This window comes from Collinsella aerofaciens, assembly GCF_009876115.1.
GTDB classification, from domain to species: Bacteria; Actinomycetota; Coriobacteriia; order Coriobacteriales; family Coriobacteriaceae; genus Collinsella; species Collinsella aerofaciens_N.
The window spans coordinates 13991-30092 of sequence record NZ_WWSY01000004.1 but is presented as its reverse complement, the minus strand read 5'-3'; the positions used below and the strand labels follow the sequence as shown (position 1 = coordinate 30092).

The following is a 16102-nucleotide window of genomic DNA, read 5'->3' as shown; positions in this document are numbered from 1 at the left end:
AGGTATTCCATGGCCGACGAGACCATGACCGACGAGCAGATTCTTGAAGGTGTGGAGCACAAGAGCTTCGTCGCCACGTCCGACCGCACTGCCGCCTCGCTGTCCGCGAGCGGTGTCGCCGCCGAGGATGTCGCCCGCGCCGCCGCGCAGGCCGCCTACGACAAGAAGGGCGAGGACGTTCAGGTGCTCGACCTGACCGAGCTTTCCGACGTGTGCGACTACTTTGTGCTTGCCACCGGTACCAACAACCGCCAGGTCGATTCGATCGTCGACGAGATCGAGGAGAAGGTCGCCGAGGCTTGCGGCGAGCATCCGTTCTCCATCGAGGGCCGCGAGCAGAAGACCTGGATGCTCATGGACTACGGTTCGGTTGTCGTCCACGTCTTCACTCCCGAAGCTCGCGACTTCTACCGCCTCGAGAAACTCTGGGGAGACGCCCCCCAGCTCCCCCTCAACCTCCTCTAGTAGCTCATTTGAGACGGGGTTTAGCTACTCTCACGTATATCGCCGGGCAGTTGCGGTTTTCCGCACCTGTCCGGCTTTCTTTTTGCTCAAAGGCGGTTAATCGCTGAAGCGGGATTGGCGGCCGAAAGATAGGGCGGTGTCGCCGAACTTGTCTCGGACGGCGTCGATCGCGACGGAGAGCTCGCGGCGGTCGCTGGATTGGGCTCCGCGGTCGTCGACTTCGCAGAACAAGTCGGTCTGGATGCCGCCCTGATGGTCAAAGTCGCTCATGCCGATGCCTGCTAAGCGAACATGCATGCCTTCCTGCCAAATGTTGTCGAGCAGTTCGAGCGCAACCGCCACGAAGATGTTCTCATCGTCGGTCGGATGAGGCAGCCGGCGCTGTGCCGAGCGACCGCTTCCATACGAATACTTGAGCTTGAGCGTCACCGTGGCGCCCGTCAGTCCCTGACGGCGCAGGCGGCGTCCCACTGACTCGCCCAACAGCGCAATCGCCGCTTCGATGTCCCCGCGCTCAGTCAAATCTTTCGCAAAGGTGCGCTCATTGCTCACCGATTTAACCTTGCGCTCTTCATCGAGACTCGTGACTTCGGAGATTTCAAGTCCCAGCGCACGCTGACGCATACGTTCGCCGTTGACGCCAAAAATAGAGGCCAAGGTGGATTCCGGCGCGCGTGACAGCTCGCCGAGCGTGTAGATGCGCATACGGCGCAGTCGCTCCTCAGCCGAGCGCCCGATGCCGCTCATGGCAGATACCGGCAGCGCGGCCAAAAAGCGCTGCTCGGTTCCGGGGCGCACGATGGTCAGCCCAAACGGCTTATCACGCTCGCTTGCGATCTTTGCGACCGTCTTGTTGCAGCCCACGCCAATGGAGCAGGTCACTCCCAGCGCTGCCACGCGGTCGCTTATACGCCGCGCAACCAGTAGCGGGTCTTCGGGCGCAAAGCGACCCGGTGTGATATCGATAAAGGCTTCGTCGATGGATACGCGCTCAACGCGCGGCGTCTCCTCGGCAAGAATTGCCATGACCTGCGCGCTCACCTCGCGGTAGCGATCAAAGTGCCCGTGCGTCCAAATGGCTTGCGGGCACAAGCGCCGCGCCTCGGCCGAGGCCATGGCAGAGTGCACGCCAAAGCGACGTGCCTCATACGAACACGTGGACACGACGCCACGCGAATCGGCGTCTCCGCCCACGATGAGTGGCTTTCCGCGCCATTCGGGATGATCGAGCATCTCCACGCTCGCAAAAAATGCATCGAGGTCCATGAGGCCCACCGCCGAACCCGTCCAGGGAGGCGGTGTGACGCCCATGGCATCCTCATAACCGTATGTATGTTCGCGTCTTTCCATGTCATGAGTATACCGCGCAGCTCATGTGGGGTGCGTGTATGTGCTTGCAAATCCCGAATTCTTGTCTAAGATATGGATTTGCCCTCGACTACACCGAAGAAGTTGGTCTCACGGACTTCACCTGCCCGCGTCGATGGCGTATTATGTTCAACTGTTTGTTTGTAGTTGCAGCCTAAAGCTGCTTGGTTGGAGGAGTTTCCTTTGGCAGTCAAGATTCGCCTTGCTCGTCACGGCGCTAAGAAGCGTCCGTACTACCGTGTCGTCGTCGCCGATTCCCGCGCCCCGCGTGACGGTCGTATCATCGAGGAGGTTGGCCGCTACAACCCGATGACCGCCCCCAAGACCATCAACCTCGACCTCGAGAAGATCGCCGACTGGCAGTCCAAGGGCGCTCAGCTCACCGACGCCGTCGCCGCTCTGGTCAAGGCCGCCAACGAGGGCGAGAAGACCGAGACCGTCGTCAAGAAGTCCAAGAAGCAGCTCGCCAAAGAGGCCGAGGCCGCTAAGGCTGCCGCTGAGGCCGCTGAGGGCGCCGAGGAGTAAATCGTGCCTGAGGTTGACGCTGCACAGCTCGAGGGTGAGGCAATGCTCTCAGATCGCATCGCCGATCTCGTCGAATATCTTGTTGTTCAGATCGTCGACGACCCGGATTCCGTGAGCCTTGAGGTCATCGATGGTGACGACGCCTCTACGATCGAGGTTTCTGTCGCCGAGGATGACGTCGCTAAGGTCATCGGCCGTCGTGGCCGTACCATCAAGGCCATTCGCACGCTCGCCCGTGCACTGGCCGCTCGCCTCGACACTGCTGTCGAGGTAGAGGTTCTGGGCTAGGACCTTGAGGTCCCAGTACAAAAACATCGCCCGTGTGGTCAAGCCGCACGGAAGGAAGGGGGAGGTCCTCGCGCAGCCGCTGCGGGGGCTTCCTTCTGTATTAGAGCCGGGTATGCGCGTCGCCCTGACGCCGCCGGCGCTCAAGCGCGACCGCTTTTGCACGGTCGTGTCCGTCACCGATACGGGCGATGGCGATCTGGTCTCGTTTGAGGGCATTGACGACTTGACGGCCGCCGAGGGCATCACGGGATGCTATGTGTTGGCAAATCGTGACGATTTTGAGCTCGATTCACTCGACGCCGCCTATACCGACCTGATGGGTCGCGAGGTGGTCGACGAGCGCTTCGGTTCACTCGGCACGATCGTCGAGATCATGTCGACGCCCGCTAACGATGTTTGGGTTGTCGGGGGTGATCGGTACGGCGAGGTACTGATTCCCGTGATCGAGCAGGTTGTGCTCGATCTTCCCGACACAGGAACAATTTCCGTCCACGTTATGGACGGCCTGATCGATATGGACAAGTAGGGAGGACAACATGCTGATTGAGACCCTTTCGGTCTTTCCCGAGATGTTTGAGCCCGTCATGTCCACATCGATTTTGGGCCGCGCCCGCAAGGCCGGCCTTTTTGATTTTAAGGCGTATAACCTGCGCGACTGGACGCACGACCGCCATCGTACCGTCGATGACGAGCCGTACGGCGGCGGGCAGGGCATGCTCATGAAGGTCGAGCCTATTGCCGAGGCCATCGAGGCTATTAGCTCCGAGGGTCCTAAGCCCACCGTGGTGTTTTTTACCCCCTGTGGCGAGCCCTTTACACAGCATGTGGCCGAGCGCCTGCTCAAAAGCGAGCGCTTGCTGTTTGTGTGCAGCCGTTACGAGGGTGTCGACGAGCGTGCCTATGCGTATGCCGACGAGCGCCTGTCGATCGGCGATTACGTGCTCACGGGCGGCGAGCTTCCCGCTATGGTCGTTGCCGATGCCGTCGTACGCCTGATTCCCGGCGCCCTTGGTGACGAGATGAGCAACGTCGACGAGTCGTTCTCGACCGCCGAGGACGGAGGCCTGCTCGAGTATGCGCAGTACACTCGCCCTGCTGAATTCAACGGCGAGGGCGTGCCGCCTGTGCTCGTGAGCGGTGACCATGCCAAGGTTGACGCCTGGCGCCGTAAGAATTCAATCGAGCGCACCTGCCGCTGGCGTCCCGACCTGATCGAGACGGCACGGCTTACGCCCCAGGAGCGCGCATACGCGCAGGAGATTCTGGACGCTTCGTATTCGCAGGGCGAGGAGTGAGAATGGTTCCATCGCAGCATTCCGCGTTGAGGGGCGCTTTTGAGTGGGTCGCGGTCATCGCGATCGCGCTCGTGGCCACCTTCCTGATCCGCACCTTTGTGGTCGAGCCCTTTGTGGTGCCCACCGGCTCCATGGAGGACACGATCGAGATTGGCGACCAGATCCTGGCACAAAAGGTGAGCCTCGAGCTCGGTCAGCCCGTCAAACAGGGTGATATCGTGGTGTTCCACAACCCCGATGCCACTTCCGAGCATGATGTTCTTGTCAAGCGTGTTATTGCCACGGCCGGCCAGACGGTCGACCTGCAGGACGGCAAGGTGGTCGTTGACGGCCAAGCGCTCGACGAGGACTATACGACAGGCATGAGCTGGCCGCTTTCGGTCCAAGCGCCTGGCGCCCAGGTGAGTTATCCCTACACCGTTCCCGACGGGTGCGTGTGGGTGATGGGCGACAACCGCGAAAACTCTGCCGACTCGCGCTACTTTGGTCCCGTCGATCGCTCTGATTTGATCGCTGTGGCGCTTGTGCGCTACTGGCCGCTCAACCGCATCGGCGCTATCGACTAAAAACCGCTATAGTACAGTACCTAACCGTGTAATCGTTTCGACGAGGGGATATTAGAGGCATGAACGCTTCATCGCTTTCCTTCCAAGACATCATCCTGCGCCTCCAGCAGTACTGGGGCGAGCAGGGCTGCGTCATTATGCAGCCCTATGACTCCGAGGTCGGTGCCGGTACCTTCCATACCGCGACCACGCTGCGCTCGCTCGGTCCCGCCGAATGGCGCACCTGCTATGCGCAGCCCTGCCGCCGTCCCGCCGACGGCCGCTACGGCGAGAACCCTAACCGCATGCAGCACTACTATCAGTTCCAGGTGCTCATTAAGCCCTCGCCGGTTAATGCTCAGGAGCTTTACCTGGGGTCTCTTGCTGCCATTGGCCTGGACCCTAACGACCATGACGTCCGTTTTGTCGAGGACGACTGGGAGAGCCCGACGCTGGGCGCCTGGGGCCTTGGCTGGGAGGTCTGGCTCAACGGCATGGAGGTCACGCAGTTCACGTACTTCCAGCAGGTGGGCGGTATCGAGGTCGACCCCGTGCCCGTCGAGATCACCTATGGCCTGGAGCGTATCGCCATGTACGCTCAGGGCGTCAACTCGGTCTACGATCTGGTGTGGAGCTATCTGCCCGACGGCACGCCCATGACCTACGGCGACGTGTTCCTCGAGAACGAGCGCGAGTTCAGTGCCTATAACTTTGAGGTCGCCAACGTCGAGATGATGCGTCAGAAGTTTGACGACTACGAGGCCGAGTGCCATTCCTGCCTGGAGCGCAAGCTGCCGCTGCCCGCATACGACTGCGTCATGAAGTGCAGCCATGCCTTCAACCTGCTCGATGCCCGTGGCGCCCTGTCCGCAGTCGAGCGTGCCAACTACATCCTGCGCGTCCGCGCCGTCGCCAAGGCGTGCTGCGAGGCCTATATGGCCGAGGTCGCCGGAGTCAACGAGAATGCCGACCAGGAAGGCGAGGTGGCGTAAGCCATGGCAGACGCTAAGGATTTCCTGTTTGAGATCGGTACGGAGGAAATGCCCTCCGCGCCGCTGAACAATGCCGTCAAGCAGCTCGGCACCATGATTGCCAAGGGTTTGGACGATACCGGACTGGCTCACGGCGAGGTCCGTGTGATCTCGAGCCCGCGTCGCCTGGCTGCGCTCGTGGCCAATGTCGCCACTGCGACCGACGAGGTCCACGAGGTTAAGCGCGGCCCTGCGGCAAACATCGCGTTCGATGCAGACGGTAACGCCACTAAGGCCGCCCAGGGCTTTGCCCGCAAGTGCGGTGTGGCTGCCGAGGATCTGATCCGTCGCGAGGACACCGACGGCCGCGAGTATGTCTTTGCCGAGAAGAATATCCCTTCCGCACCGGCTACGCCGATTCTGACCGCTCTGTGCGAGAAGACCATCGCCGGCCTGCAATGGCCCAACTACCGCTCTCAGCGTTGGGGTCACGAGCACGCGACTTTTGTTCGTCCGGTCCGTTGGATCTGCTGCCTTTTGGGCGAGGACGTTGTGCCCGTGTCGTTTGCTGACGTGACGAGTGGTAACACCACGCGCGGTCATCGCGTGCTTGGCCCCGGTGACCATGTGGTCGCCAGCCCCGCTGTTTACGAGCAGGTGCTCGAGGACGCCGGCGTGCTTTCTGCCGAGCGCCGTCGCGAGGCCATCCTTGCCGGTATCGCCGAGGTCGAGGCTGCGCGCCCCGGCTGCCACGTCGATACGCCTAAGAAGGTCTTTGAGGAGGTCATCAACCTCTGCGAGTGGCCGACGGTGCTCGTCGGTACCTTCGATGAGGAGTTCCTCAAGGTCCCACACGAGATCATCTGCGAGTCCATGCTCACCAATCAGCGCTACTTCCCGATCTATGACGGCGAAGGCAAACTGACGCGTGAGTTCGTGGTCGTCTCCAACAGCAAGCCCGAGAACGCCGAGCGAGTGATCGACGGTAACGAGCGCGTCGTGCGCGCCCGTCTGGACGACGCTAAGTTCTTCTACGAGGAGGACCTGAAGATCTCCCTCGACGAGTTCCGTGAGCGTCTGTCCAAGGTTGCCTTCCAGGAGAAGCTCGGTAGCGTGCTCGCCAAGTCCGAGCGCATCGAGCAGCTCGCGCTCGCTATCGCCCGCGAGGCTCACCTGGGCGCCCATCTTGCCGCCGACGCTGCTCGCGCCGCACACCTGTGCAAGGCAGACCTGGTGTCCAACGCCGTCGTCGAGTTCACGAGCCAGCAGGGCGTGATGGGCGGTTATTACGCGACCGCGATGGGGGAGAACGACGAGGTCGCCCATGCTATTCGCGATCACTATCGTCCCCGTTTTGCCGGTGACGAGCTGCCCGAGGGCACCGCTGGCTGCATCGTGGCCTGCGCCGACAAGCTCGATACCATCGCCGGTATCTTTGCCATCGGCGAGCCCCCGACCGGCTCCTCCGACCCCTACGCGCTGCGTCGTGCCGCTATCGGCATTATCAACATCCTGCGCGACCGTCTGCCGATCGACCCCACGTCGCTCATCGACTTTGCCCTCGAACTCTACAGTGAGCAGGGCATTGAGTTCGACGCCGCCGAGGTCGCCCAGCAGGTTCGTGACTTCTTCCATGGCCGCCTGGTGAGCATGGCCCGCGACGAAAAGATTCCGGCCGATACCGTCGCCGCCGTCTCCGCGGTGCACATCATCGCCCCGTCCGTCTTCTTCGCCCGCTGCGCCGCCCTCGACGAGGCCCGCAAGAACGACGCTGAGACGTTCGACAACCTGGCGACCGCCTATGCCCGCGCCGCGCATATCTCCAAGCCCGAGCTGGGTGCGGAGTATGACCGCAGCCTGATGGGCGAGGTCGAGCTTGCGCTCGCCGACGCCTCCGAGGCTGCTCAGACCGCCGTCGATGCCGCCCTTGCTGCCGAGGACTACCCGACCGCATTTGCCGCCCTCGCCGCCCTGCGCGCGCCCATCGACCGTTTCTTCGATGAGGTCATGGTCATGGACAAGGACGAGCTGCTTCGCGATAATCGCCTTAAGCTGCTCAACCGCTTCGAGGCCGTTTTCTCCGGCATTGCCAACATCGGTGAGCTTGCCCGCAAAAAGTAAGCCAGCCTGCGCATAAGCGCAAAAGGAGCCCCGCATGGATTGCCCGGTCACCGCTCGTCCCACCGTTATCGTTATCTCCGACTCGCTCGGCGATACCGCTTGTGAGGTGGTGCTTGCGGCGTCCGGGCAATTTGATGAAGGGGCTTTTCGCGTTTTGCGCCTGCCCAAGGTGACCTCCGTGGAGCAGGTCAAGTCATTTGTGGGGCCGCGCGTCGATGCCGACCATCGCGATGTCGCCGTGTTCCATACCATTGTCGATCCGGCGCTTCGCGCCCGCGTGCTCGATTACCTGGGTATGCTGCATATCCGTTCGGTTGACCTGATCGGTCCGACGCTCGCCGTGCTGTCGTCGCTCATCGGTGTGCCGCCCAAGTGCGTTGCGGGCGTGATTCACAAGACCGATGACCGCTATTTCCATCGTATCGAGGCCATGGAGTATTTCGTTGAGCACGATGACGGGCGCGGTTGCGACGATCTGTCGGGTGCCGATATCGTGCTGCTGGGTGTGTCGCGTACATCCAAGACGCCGCTGTCGATGTATTTAGCCTATCAGGGCTACAAGGTCGCCAATGTCCCACTGGCGCATGGCATGGAGCCGCCGAAGTCGATTTACGAGGTTGACCCGATGCGGTTGTTTGGTCTGATCTCGACCGTCGATGTGATTTCCGAAATTCGCGATAGTCGCTTGGGCGATGACTACGCCCGTGCCGTTGCCGGCTCCTATGCCGAGCCCGAGAGTGTGCGCAGCGAGCTTGAGGAAGCCCGTGCCCTCATGAAGCGCCTAGGCTGCTTTGTGGTGCGTACCGATGGCAAGGCCATCGAGGAAAGCGCTGCCGAGATCATTAGCCACTTGGAGGAAATCCAAGATGCCCGTGCCCGCCGCGCCGCCCGCCGAGCCCAGCAAAGCTAGCTTATTGGGGTAGCTAAAAATGCCCGTCTCTAAAAGACTACCTAAAAATAATGCACGATATGGTAAAGCGATTTAGCAATAAACTAGCATTTGACCTGCAAGCATCTTGCATTGGTATCTTCATAAGGTAACCAACTTTACCTACCGTTTACCGCCATATTTACCACGTTTACCAACCCCAGCGCCCTCTGCGCAAGCCCGCCCAAAACCCGCCGTATAGTACCCTCACGGCTCGCATTCGGCGGGTCGATTCGTTACCACGGTCGTGCGCGTAAGTGCATGGAAGGGGAAGTATCGTGAGCGATTGCAAGAGGGTTTACCGTTTTGGAACCGACGCCCAGGGCACCTGTGTCACTGAGGGCGACAAATCCATGAACTTCGTGCTTGGCGGCAAAGGCGCAAACCTTGCTGAGATGAGCCGCATCGGTCTGCCGGTTCCCGGTGGCTTTACCATTACCTGCCAGACTTGCGTCGAGTACTCCGGTGCCGGCAATGTGTGGCCCGAGGGCGCACTCGATGAGATCGTTGCCGCTGAGGCGGACCTCGAGGCCCGTTACGGCAAGAAACTCGGCGATGCCTCCGATCCGCTGCTCGTGTCGGTTCGCTCGGGCGCTCCGTTCTCCATGCCCGGCATGATGGACACGGTCCTCAACCTGGGCCTCAACGACGATTCCGTCCGGGGCCTTATCGCCCAGACGCAAAACCCGCGTTTTGCCTGGGACAGCTACCGTCGCTTTATCCAGATGTTCTCCAACGTCGTCATGGGCGTCGACGCCGACCTATTCGAGAACGCCCTGACCCAGGCCCGCCTGGTCGCCGGCGTTCGTGTCGATTCCGAGCTTTCGGCCGAGGACCTGCAGGAGCTCGTCGAGACCTTTAAGGGCATCTTCTCCGAGAACGTCGAGGCGACCCTGTATCCCGAGCTCGAGGTCGCCGACGGTAAGCCCGTTTTCCCGCACGATCCGGAGCTCCAGCTGCGCCTTGCCATCCAGGCCGTCTTTGGCAGCTGGATGAACGAGCGCGCCTGCATCTACCGCAAGCAGCACGGCATTTCCGACGAGCTCGGCACCGCCGTCAACGTCCAGGCCATGGCCTTTGGCAACAAGGGCGAGACCTCTGCGACCGGCGTCGCCTTTACGCGCAACCCGGCCGACGGCACCAAGGAGTTCTATGGCGACTTTTTGGTGAATGCCCAGGGCGAGGACGTCGTCGCCGGCATCCGAAACACCGAGCCCATCGCCGACCTCAAGACCACCTCGGGCCTCGAGTCCGCAGGCGAGGAGCTCGAGCGCGTGTTCCTGACGCTCGAGGATCATTACCGCGATATGTGCGATATCGAGTTTACCATCGAGCAGGGCAAGCTCTGGATGCTCCAGACCCGCGTGGGCAAGCGCACCGCCACTGCCGCCCTGCGCATTGCTATCGAAATGGTCGAGGAGGGCCTCATCACCCGCGAGGAGGCTGTGAGCCGCATCGATCCCGCGCAGCTCGACCAGCTCCTGCACCCGCAGTTCGACGCCTCCAAGAAGTACGAGGCCCTGGCCAGCGGCCTTAACGCCAGCCCTGGTGCCGCCGTGGGCGAGGTCGTGTTCTCGAGTGATGACGCCGTCGCGCGCGCCAACGAGGGCCACAAGGTCATTCTGGTCCGCTGGGAGACCAACCCCGACGACCTGAAGGGCATGGTCGCCGCCGAGGGCATCCTGACCAGCCACGGTGGCAAGACGAGCCATGCCGCCGTTATCGCCCGCGGCATGGGTACGCCCTGCGTTTGCGGCGTTGAGCGCTTCCACATTGACGCGGCAGAGAAGGTCGTGCGCATCGAGGGCAGCGACCGCGTGCTGCGCGAGGGCGATGTCATCTCCATCGACGGCACCCAGGGTATCGTCGTCGACGGCGCGGTTGACCTGGTCTCTGCAGAGCTCACCGGCGACCTGGACACCATCCTGTCTTGGGCCGATGAGATCCGTTTGGACGAGACCGACGGTCACGCCAACCACGTGCGCGTCAACGCCGACAACCCCGAGGATGCCGAGCTCGCGCTCGAGTTTGGCGCCGAGGCCATCGGTCTATGCCGCACCGAGCACATGTTCCTGGGCGATCGCAAGAACATCATCCAGAGCTTTATCCTGTCTGACGATGAGGCCGTGAAGCAGCAGGCCCTGGCCGACTTGCTCAAGGTTCAGACCGAGGACTTCCTGGCGATGTTCAAGACCATGTCCGGTCGCGATGTGGTCGTCCGCCTGCTCGATCCGCCGCTTCATGAGTTCCTGGATAATCCTCGCGAGCTCGAGGTCGCCATCACCAAGAAGGAGGCCGCCGGCGCTCCCGAGGAGGAGCTCACTGCCCTGCGCGCCCGCCTGCGTCGCATCGACGGCATGGTCGAGTCCAACCCCATGCTGGGCTTGCGCGGCGTGCGCCTGTCCGTCGTCTTTGGCGATCTGCCGCTCATGCAGGTTCGCGCCGTCGCCACGGCCGCTGCCCGCCTTATCAAGGAGGGTGTCGACCCGCGCCCCGAGATCATGGTTCCGCTCGTTTCCATCACGGCCGAGCATGTCCAGACCCGCGAGGTCATTGAGCGCGTAATCGCCGAGGTTTCCGCCGAAGAGGGCGTCGGGCTCAATATTCCCGTGGGCACGATGCTCGAGCTGCCGCGTGCCTGCATGGTCGCTGACGAGATCGCCCATCATGCCGACTTCTTCTGCTTTGGCACCAACGACCTCACCCAGACGACCTTTGGCTTCTCGCGCGATGACGCCGAGGCCAAGTTCATCCCGCTGTACATGCATAAAAAGATCCTGAAAGACAACCCCTTCGAGACCATCGACGCGGCGGTGCTGGAGCTCGTGCGCCTGGCCGTCGAGAAGGGCCGCGCCACCAATCCCGACATGCACTTTGGCGTGTGCGGCGAGCACGGCGGCGACCCCAAGTCCATCAAGGGCCTGTTTAACGTGGCCGACGTGGACTACGTGTCCTGCTCGCCCTATCGCGTGCCCCTCGCGCGCCTGGCTGCCGCTCAGGCCAAGCTCGAGGCCAAGCGCAACGCCTAGCCCCCTGCGCATCGACGCCTAGCGTAGCGCCCCTTCATACCGCCCGTCTCATTCGTGAGGCGGGCGGTTATCATGTGCGGGTTTTGTCTTTTTGTCTGCGTAAAAAATTGTTCTTGCAGCAGAAACCCGCGCGTGTATACTCGAATACGTTTGTTCAACTACGTGCCGGCCAAGGTGGTACGGCACCTCTAGAAGAGTAAGGAATTGCACATGGATTACATCCGCGCAATCGAGCGTCAGCAGATCCGCGAGGACATTCCTCAGGTTCGCGTCGCCGACAACGTCAAGGTTCACTACCGCATTAAGGAAGGCGACCGCGAGCGCATCCAGGTCTTCCAGGGTGACGTCATCCGCATGGCCGGCGCCGGTGCCCGCGAGACCTTCACCGTCCGCAAGATGTCCTTCGGTGTCGGTGTTGAGCGCACCTTCCCGCTTCACAGCCCCAAGATCGCCAAGCTCGAGGTCGTTCGTCATGGTCGCGTCCGTCGCGCCAAGCTGTACTACCTCCGCGACAAGGTGGGCAAGGCTGCTCGCATCCCCGAGAAGCGCTAAGAAGATCGCAGCGTCTGTCCACTCGTTTGGACACAAGGGTCACCTTCGGGTGGCCCTTCTTTTTATCTGATTTGCATGCAAGGAGGGCCTGGTATGGCCAATATGACGAGCTCGGTTTCGGCATCGCAGGTTGCCGGTGAGTTGGCGAGCGCTACGTTTGAGGAGATCCCCGCCCTCGTGGAGCATTATCGCGAGGACCCGCGCCAGCAGGTGATCAAGGCTTGCGAGCGTGCTCTTAAGCGCCATGCCAAGGAACTTGCCGAGCGCGAGCGCGTCAATGACATGTACGAGCTTATGCATGAGCTTGGCGGCGATGGGGTAGTCGTTGGTGTCGACGAGGTGGGTCGCGGATCGGTGGCCGGTCCTTTGACGGTATGCGCCGTCTGCCTTCCTATGGAGCCGCGCGTCTGGGGCATCAACGATTCCAAAAAGCTCACGCCGGCGCGCCGCGAGTTGCTCTCAGTGAAGATTGCCGAGGTGGCGACGGCAATTGGTTTTTGCCATATCGCGCCTAAGGATATCGATGAGATGGGCATGGCCCGCGCCATTCGAGCCGCTGTCGCGGGCGCCGTGGCCGATACGGGGCTTGAGCCCGATTGCGTCCTCATGGATGGCAACCCCTTGGGCGCCGTTCCTAACGAGCGCGATGTGGTGAAGGGCGATGCCAAAATCGCCTGCATCGCCGCGGCGTCCATCATGGCCAAGGTCACGCGTGACGAGATGATGGTCGAGTACGACGCCGAGTATCCCGAGTACCATCTGGCCGAGTCGAAGGGCTATGCAAGCCCCGAGCATATCGAGGCCATTCGCAAACATGGACTTTGTCCACTGCACCGCGTGAGCTTTTGCGGAAACTTTCTGCAGACTGAGCGCCTTTTCTAGGTCAATTGTGGAGACAGGGACCTCAGGGGTTTTATAAACCTGCTGGTAGCGGGCCGTATGCAACACCATTGCTGCGTACGGCCCATTTTTTGACGGCATTTGGTCAGCTTTTGGTTTGCTTCCGGTACTTACCCGCATGAAAGGTGCCCTCATCATCGGGGCAATGCAGCGTGCGGGAAAGGAGACCCCATGAGTGCCGCAAGCAAAAAGAGCAAGACGCAGCAGCTCAAGGAGCGTTGGGAAAACGGCGAGCTCGACTGCGGGGCGATGACGCCCGAGTTTATCAAGGGACTCAGTCCCCGCGAGCTGGGCATGCTGGGCGAGCTTATCGCAATCGATTACTTTAACGAGCGCGGCTACACCTTGCTGGAGCAGGGTTATCGTTGCACCGAGGGCGAGGCCGATCTGGTGCTGCTCGATGAGCTCGACGATGTCGTGGTGATGGCCGAGGTCAAGACCAGACGCGTTGCACTGGATTGCAGCACGCGGGTCTTTCCCGAGGAGGCCGTGGACGCCCAAAAGCAACGCCGCTACCGCCGCATCGCAAGTTGCTATCTCATGGAGCATTATCCGCTCAAGGCGATTCGCTTCGATGCCGTGGGTGTCACCATTCGTGGCGGGCATATCGCCGAGATCGAGCATCAGTACAACGCGTTCGATTGGCAGGTGTCGTGATGGCGTTCGAGACGTTTGCCGTTCACGCGGCCTGCATCCGTGGCGTCGAGGCGATTCACGTCACGGTCGAGGTCTCGCTTGCCGGTGGTGTTCCGGGCATCCAAATGCTCGGCATTCCGAGCATGGAGGTGATGGAGTCACGCGGTCGTATTCGCTGCGCGATGCGCTCCGCCGGGTTCGAGATCCCACGCTCGGGCATTACGGTCAACCTAGCGCCCGGCGATATCCGCAAGACCGGTAGCGGCTTTGACCTGCCCATCGCCATCGCGGTTCTAGCGGCCGATGGTCAGATTCCCCGTGACAACCTCGATCGCTGCCTTATCGCCGGCGAGCTTGGCTTGGACGGTACGGTGCTTCCTGTCAAGGGCGAGGTGGCGTTTCAGCTATTGGCTCGCGACATGGGGCTGTCTTTTATCGCCGGCAGGTCCGACCAGCATGTGCCACTCGCGGGCGTGGATTGTGGATTCATCGATCATTTGTCTCAGCTTGCCCATGGCATGGGCGAGGCGGCTCGGCACTATCTGGATTCTGAAGTGCTCGAGGCGACCTTTGAGCCTGAGCTCGACTATGCCGACGTGCTGGGGCAGGAAGTCGCTAAACGCGGCATGGCGCTTGCGGCGGCAGGAGAACTCGGCTTGCTCATGATCGGGTCCCCGGGATCGGGCAAGACGATGCTCGCGCGTCGTATGACCGGCATCCTGCCCGAGCTTTCCGTTGAGGATCAACAGGCGGCGCTGTGCATCCATTCGGTTTTGGGTGAGAACATTGATGGCTTGTTGGCGGGGCACCGGCCCTTCCGCAGTCCTCATCACAGTATTTCGACCGCAGGTCTTATCGGCGGTGGGCGCCCGGTGCACCCGGGTGAGATCAGCCTTGCTCATGGCGGCGTGCTCTTTTTGGACGAGCTTGCCGAGTTTCCCACGGGTGTGCTGCAGACGCTGCGTCAGCCCATCGAGCGCGGCTATGTGAGGATCGTGCGCGTCGACGGGGCTTTTACCTTCCCGTCGCGCTTTCAGCTGCTGGCTGCGAGCAATCCCTGCCCCTGCGGCTTTTTGGGCGATCGTGAGGTACCGTGTCGCTGCTCGGCGGCGATGGTCGAGCGCTATCGGTCTAAACTGCGCGGTCCTTTGGCCGACCGTATCGACATGATGATCGACGTGACCCGTCCCGACCCCCAAGTGATTATCGAGGGTGCGGAGGGTATGTCGTCGGCCGAGTTGCGTGACTACGTTGTGCGCGGTCGCGCCTTTCGCGCCTGGCGCGAATCCCGTATGGACGATGCGGATGCCGAGGCCGAGGATGACGAGACACGGTCTATTGACGGCGTCGTTTCGACCTTTGAGCTCGATGATGCTGCCGAGAAATGCGTACTCGGCCTGTCCAAACGCACGCATCTCACGGGCCGCGGCATCGTGCGCCTGGTGCGCATCGCGCGTACAATCGCTGACGTCGCCGAGAGCGAGCAGGTGACGCAGGACCATGTGCTCGAGGCGGCGATGTACCAGGGAAGGAGGGACCAATGATAGCCGAGGGGACCTTTGAGCTGCATCCAGGTGATGCGTTGTATCCCGAGACCGTTTTGGAGCTTTCTGATGTACCCCAGACGCTTTATGTGCGTGGCAATCCCGAGGTGCTTTCGACACCCGCGCTCTCCATCATCGGCGCGCGCAAGGCCTCGCCGTATGGTCTTGCCGTGGCAGAGCTTGCGGCAAAGGTGGCGGTCGAGGCGGGAGTGACGGTAGTTTCGGGCGGCGCGGTCGGTTGTGACCAGGCCTCGGGTTGGGCTGCGGTCAACGCCGGCGGCAAACACGTCGTGGTGCTGGGGACGGGCGCCGACGTGGTCTACCCGCGTTCGAGCGCGGGGCTTATTATGCGCACGCTCGATACGGGTGGCGCGGTCGTGTCGATCTCTCCGTGGGGCATGGGTCCGCGCAAGTTTGCCTTTCCGCGCCGCAATCGCGTGATCGCGGCCCTGTCGCAAGCCCTCTTTGTTTCCGAGGCGGGTATGCCTTCCGGGACGTTTTCTACAGCCGAGGCTGCTATGGATTTGGGGCGCGAACTTCTTGTCGTGCCGGGGTCGATCCTATCGCCCGAGTCGCGTGGCACGAATTACCTCATTGCGAACGGTGCCTGCTGCATCATCGACGAGGAATCTATCGAGATGGCTATCTCACGCATCTACGGCACCCTGCGCTACTCGCGCCCCGATGCTCCCGGCATTGCCGACCTGGATCCAACACAGCAGACCGTGATGCATGCGCTCATCGCCTCTCCGCTCAAGGTCGACGACATTGCGGCGCTCGTCTCGCTCGATGCTGTCGGCGTACTTAAGCTCCTGGGTTCGCTTGAGCTCGAGGGTCTTATCGAGCGCATGATGGATGGAAGGTATGCGCCCTCCAAGTTTGCCCTTCACGCCCAGACACCCTTCGGTCACAATGGAAAACATGTCAATTAGAAA

At 61.7% G+C, this 16102-nt stretch carries 16 protein-coding genes; 15 read left to right on the top strand and 1 reads right to left on the bottom strand.

Going from position 1 to position 16102, the window contains the following annotated elements:
- Positions 1-9 precede the first annotated feature (9 nt).
- Positions 10-465, top strand: a complete 456-nt coding sequence (rsfS, locus tag GT571_RS03590) for a ribosome silencing factor (RefSeq protein WP_035138582.1) — start codon at positions 10-12, stop codon at positions 463-465.
- Between the two features lie 96 nt (positions 466-561).
- Here the strand turns inward: rsfS and dinB are convergent, their stop codons facing one another.
- Positions 562-1815, bottom strand: coding sequence for a DNA polymerase IV (gene dinB, locus GT571_RS03585; protein WP_161155532.1), 1254 nt, complete (start codon positions 1813-1815; stop codon positions 562-564).
- Between the two features lie 201 nt (positions 1816-2016).
- On the opposite strand from dinB, the gene rpsP reads away from it, so the two are divergent.
- From rpsP to GT571_RS03515, 14 genes are all read left to right on the top strand, one after another.
- Entirely contained in the window at positions 2017-2358 is a 342-nt protein-coding gene (gene rpsP / locus GT571_RS03580; protein WP_022094749.1) for a 30S ribosomal protein S16, read from the top strand.
- 42 nt (positions 2359-2400) lie between these two features.
- The gene (locus GT571_RS03575; RefSeq protein WP_171021534.1) at positions 2401-2646 is read left to right on the top strand and encodes a KH domain-containing protein; all 246 of its coding nucleotides are present in this window, start codon (positions 2401-2403) and stop codon (positions 2644-2646) included.
- A 34-nt stretch (positions 2647-2680) separates the two neighbouring features.
- On the top strand, positions 2681-3172 hold the full coding sequence (rimM, locus tag GT571_RS03570; protein WP_338400655.1) for a ribosome maturation factor RimM: 492 nt from the start codon (positions 2681-2683) through the stop codon (positions 3170-3172).
- 10 nt (positions 3173-3182) lie between these two features.
- The gene (gene trmD / locus GT571_RS03565) at positions 3183-3941 is read left to right on the top strand and encodes a tRNA (guanosine(37)-N1)-methyltransferase TrmD (protein WP_128620308.1); all 759 of its coding nucleotides are present in this window, start codon (positions 3183-3185) and stop codon (positions 3939-3941) included.
- Between the two features lie 2 nt (positions 3942-3943).
- Positions 3944-4507 (top strand): signal peptidase I, encoded by a 564-nt coding sequence (lepB, locus tag GT571_RS03560; protein WP_055250011.1) that lies wholly within the window; start codon positions 3944-3946, stop codon positions 4505-4507.
- A gap of 59 nt (positions 4508-4566) precedes the next feature.
- On the top strand, positions 4567-5478 hold the full coding sequence (locus GT571_RS03555; RefSeq protein ID WP_006236091.1) for a glycine--tRNA ligase subunit alpha: 912 nt from the start codon (positions 4567-4569) through the stop codon (positions 5476-5478).
- A gap of 3 nt (positions 5479-5481) precedes the next feature.
- The gene (gene glyS / locus GT571_RS03550) at positions 5482-7578 is read left to right on the top strand and encodes a glycine--tRNA ligase subunit beta (protein ID WP_161155528.1); all 2097 of its coding nucleotides are present in this window, start codon (positions 5482-5484) and stop codon (positions 7576-7578) included.
- Positions 7579-7612: 34 nt separating this feature from the next.
- Positions 7613-8488 (top strand): pyruvate, water dikinase regulatory protein, encoded by an 876-nt coding sequence (locus GT571_RS03545; protein ID WP_117803146.1) that lies wholly within the window; start codon positions 7613-7615, stop codon positions 8486-8488.
- Between the two features lie 296 nt (positions 8489-8784).
- Complete coding sequence (gene ppdK / locus GT571_RS03540) at positions 8785-11535, top strand: pyruvate, phosphate dikinase (protein WP_161155526.1); 2751 nt, start codon at positions 8785-8787, stop codon at positions 11533-11535.
- A gap of 210 nt (positions 11536-11745) precedes the next feature.
- A complete protein-coding gene (rplS, locus tag GT571_RS03535; RefSeq protein WP_006236098.1) occupies positions 11746-12087 on the top strand; it encodes a 50S ribosomal protein L19 in 342 nt (113 codons plus the stop codon).
- Positions 12088-12180: 93 nt separating this feature from the next.
- Positions 12181-12969 carry a ribonuclease HII gene (locus GT571_RS03530; protein ID WP_117639929.1) on the top strand — a complete coding sequence of 263 codons (789 nt, stop codon included), beginning with the start codon at positions 12181-12183 and terminating at the stop codon, positions 12967-12969.
- A 189-nt stretch (positions 12970-13158) separates the two neighbouring features.
- A complete protein-coding gene (locus tag GT571_RS03525; RefSeq protein WP_161155524.1) occupies positions 13159-13644 on the top strand; it encodes a YraN family protein in 486 nt (161 codons plus the stop codon).
- Positions 13644-15167 (top strand): YifB family Mg chelatase-like AAA ATPase, encoded by a 1524-nt coding sequence (locus tag GT571_RS03520; protein WP_161155522.1) that lies wholly within the window; start codon positions 13644-13646, stop codon positions 15165-15167. Before GT571_RS03525 ends, GT571_RS03520 begins: the two co-directional genes overlap by 1 nt.
- The gene (locus GT571_RS03515; protein WP_161155520.1) at positions 15164-16099 is read left to right on the top strand and encodes a DNA-processing protein DprA; all 936 of its coding nucleotides are present in this window, start codon (positions 15164-15166) and stop codon (positions 16097-16099) included. The genes GT571_RS03520 and GT571_RS03515 overlap by 4 nt, the downstream gene beginning before the upstream one ends.
- Positions 16100-16102: the final 3 nt, after the last annotated feature.

What these genes read in the sequence shown, in the direction of transcription:
- rsfS (WP_035138582.1), top strand. Translation starts at nt 10, where the DNA reads ATGGCCGACGAGACCATGACCGACGAGCAGATTCTTGAAGGTGTGGAG.
- dinB (WP_161155532.1), bottom strand. Translation starts at nt 1,815, where the DNA reads ATGGAAAGACGCGAACATACATACGGTTATGAGGATGCCATGGGCGTC.
- GT571_RS03575 (WP_171021534.1), top strand. Translation starts at nt 2,401, where the DNA reads ATGCTCTCAGATCGCATCGCCGATCTCGTCGAATATCTTGTTGTTCAG.
- trmD (WP_128620308.1), top strand. Translation starts at nt 3,183, where the DNA reads ATGCTGATTGAGACCCTTTCGGTCTTTCCCGAGATGTTTGAGCCCGTC.
- lepB (WP_055250011.1), top strand. Translation starts at nt 3,944, where the DNA reads ATGGTTCCATCGCAGCATTCCGCGTTGAGGGGCGCTTTTGAGTGGGTC.
- GT571_RS03555 (WP_006236091.1), top strand. Translation starts at nt 4,567, where the DNA reads ATGAACGCTTCATCGCTTTCCTTCCAAGACATCATCCTGCGCCTCCAG.
- glyS (WP_161155528.1), top strand. Translation starts at nt 5,482, where the DNA reads ATGGCAGACGCTAAGGATTTCCTGTTTGAGATCGGTACGGAGGAAATG.
- GT571_RS03545 (WP_117803146.1), top strand. Translation starts at nt 7,613, where the DNA reads ATGGATTGCCCGGTCACCGCTCGTCCCACCGTTATCGTTATCTCCGAC.
- rplS (WP_006236098.1), top strand. Translation starts at nt 11,746, where the DNA reads ATGGATTACATCCGCGCAATCGAGCGTCAGCAGATCCGCGAGGACATT.
- GT571_RS03530 (WP_117639929.1), top strand. Translation starts at nt 12,181, where the DNA reads ATGGCCAATATGACGAGCTCGGTTTCGGCATCGCAGGTTGCCGGTGAG.
- GT571_RS03525 (WP_161155524.1), top strand. Translation starts at nt 13,159, where the DNA reads ATGAGTGCCGCAAGCAAAAAGAGCAAGACGCAGCAGCTCAAGGAGCGT.
- GT571_RS03520 (WP_161155522.1), top strand. Translation starts at nt 13,644, where the DNA reads ATGGCGTTCGAGACGTTTGCCGTTCACGCGGCCTGCATCCGTGGCGTC.
- GT571_RS03515 (WP_161155520.1), top strand. Translation starts at nt 15,164, where the DNA reads ATGATAGCCGAGGGGACCTTTGAGCTGCATCCAGGTGATGCGTTGTAT.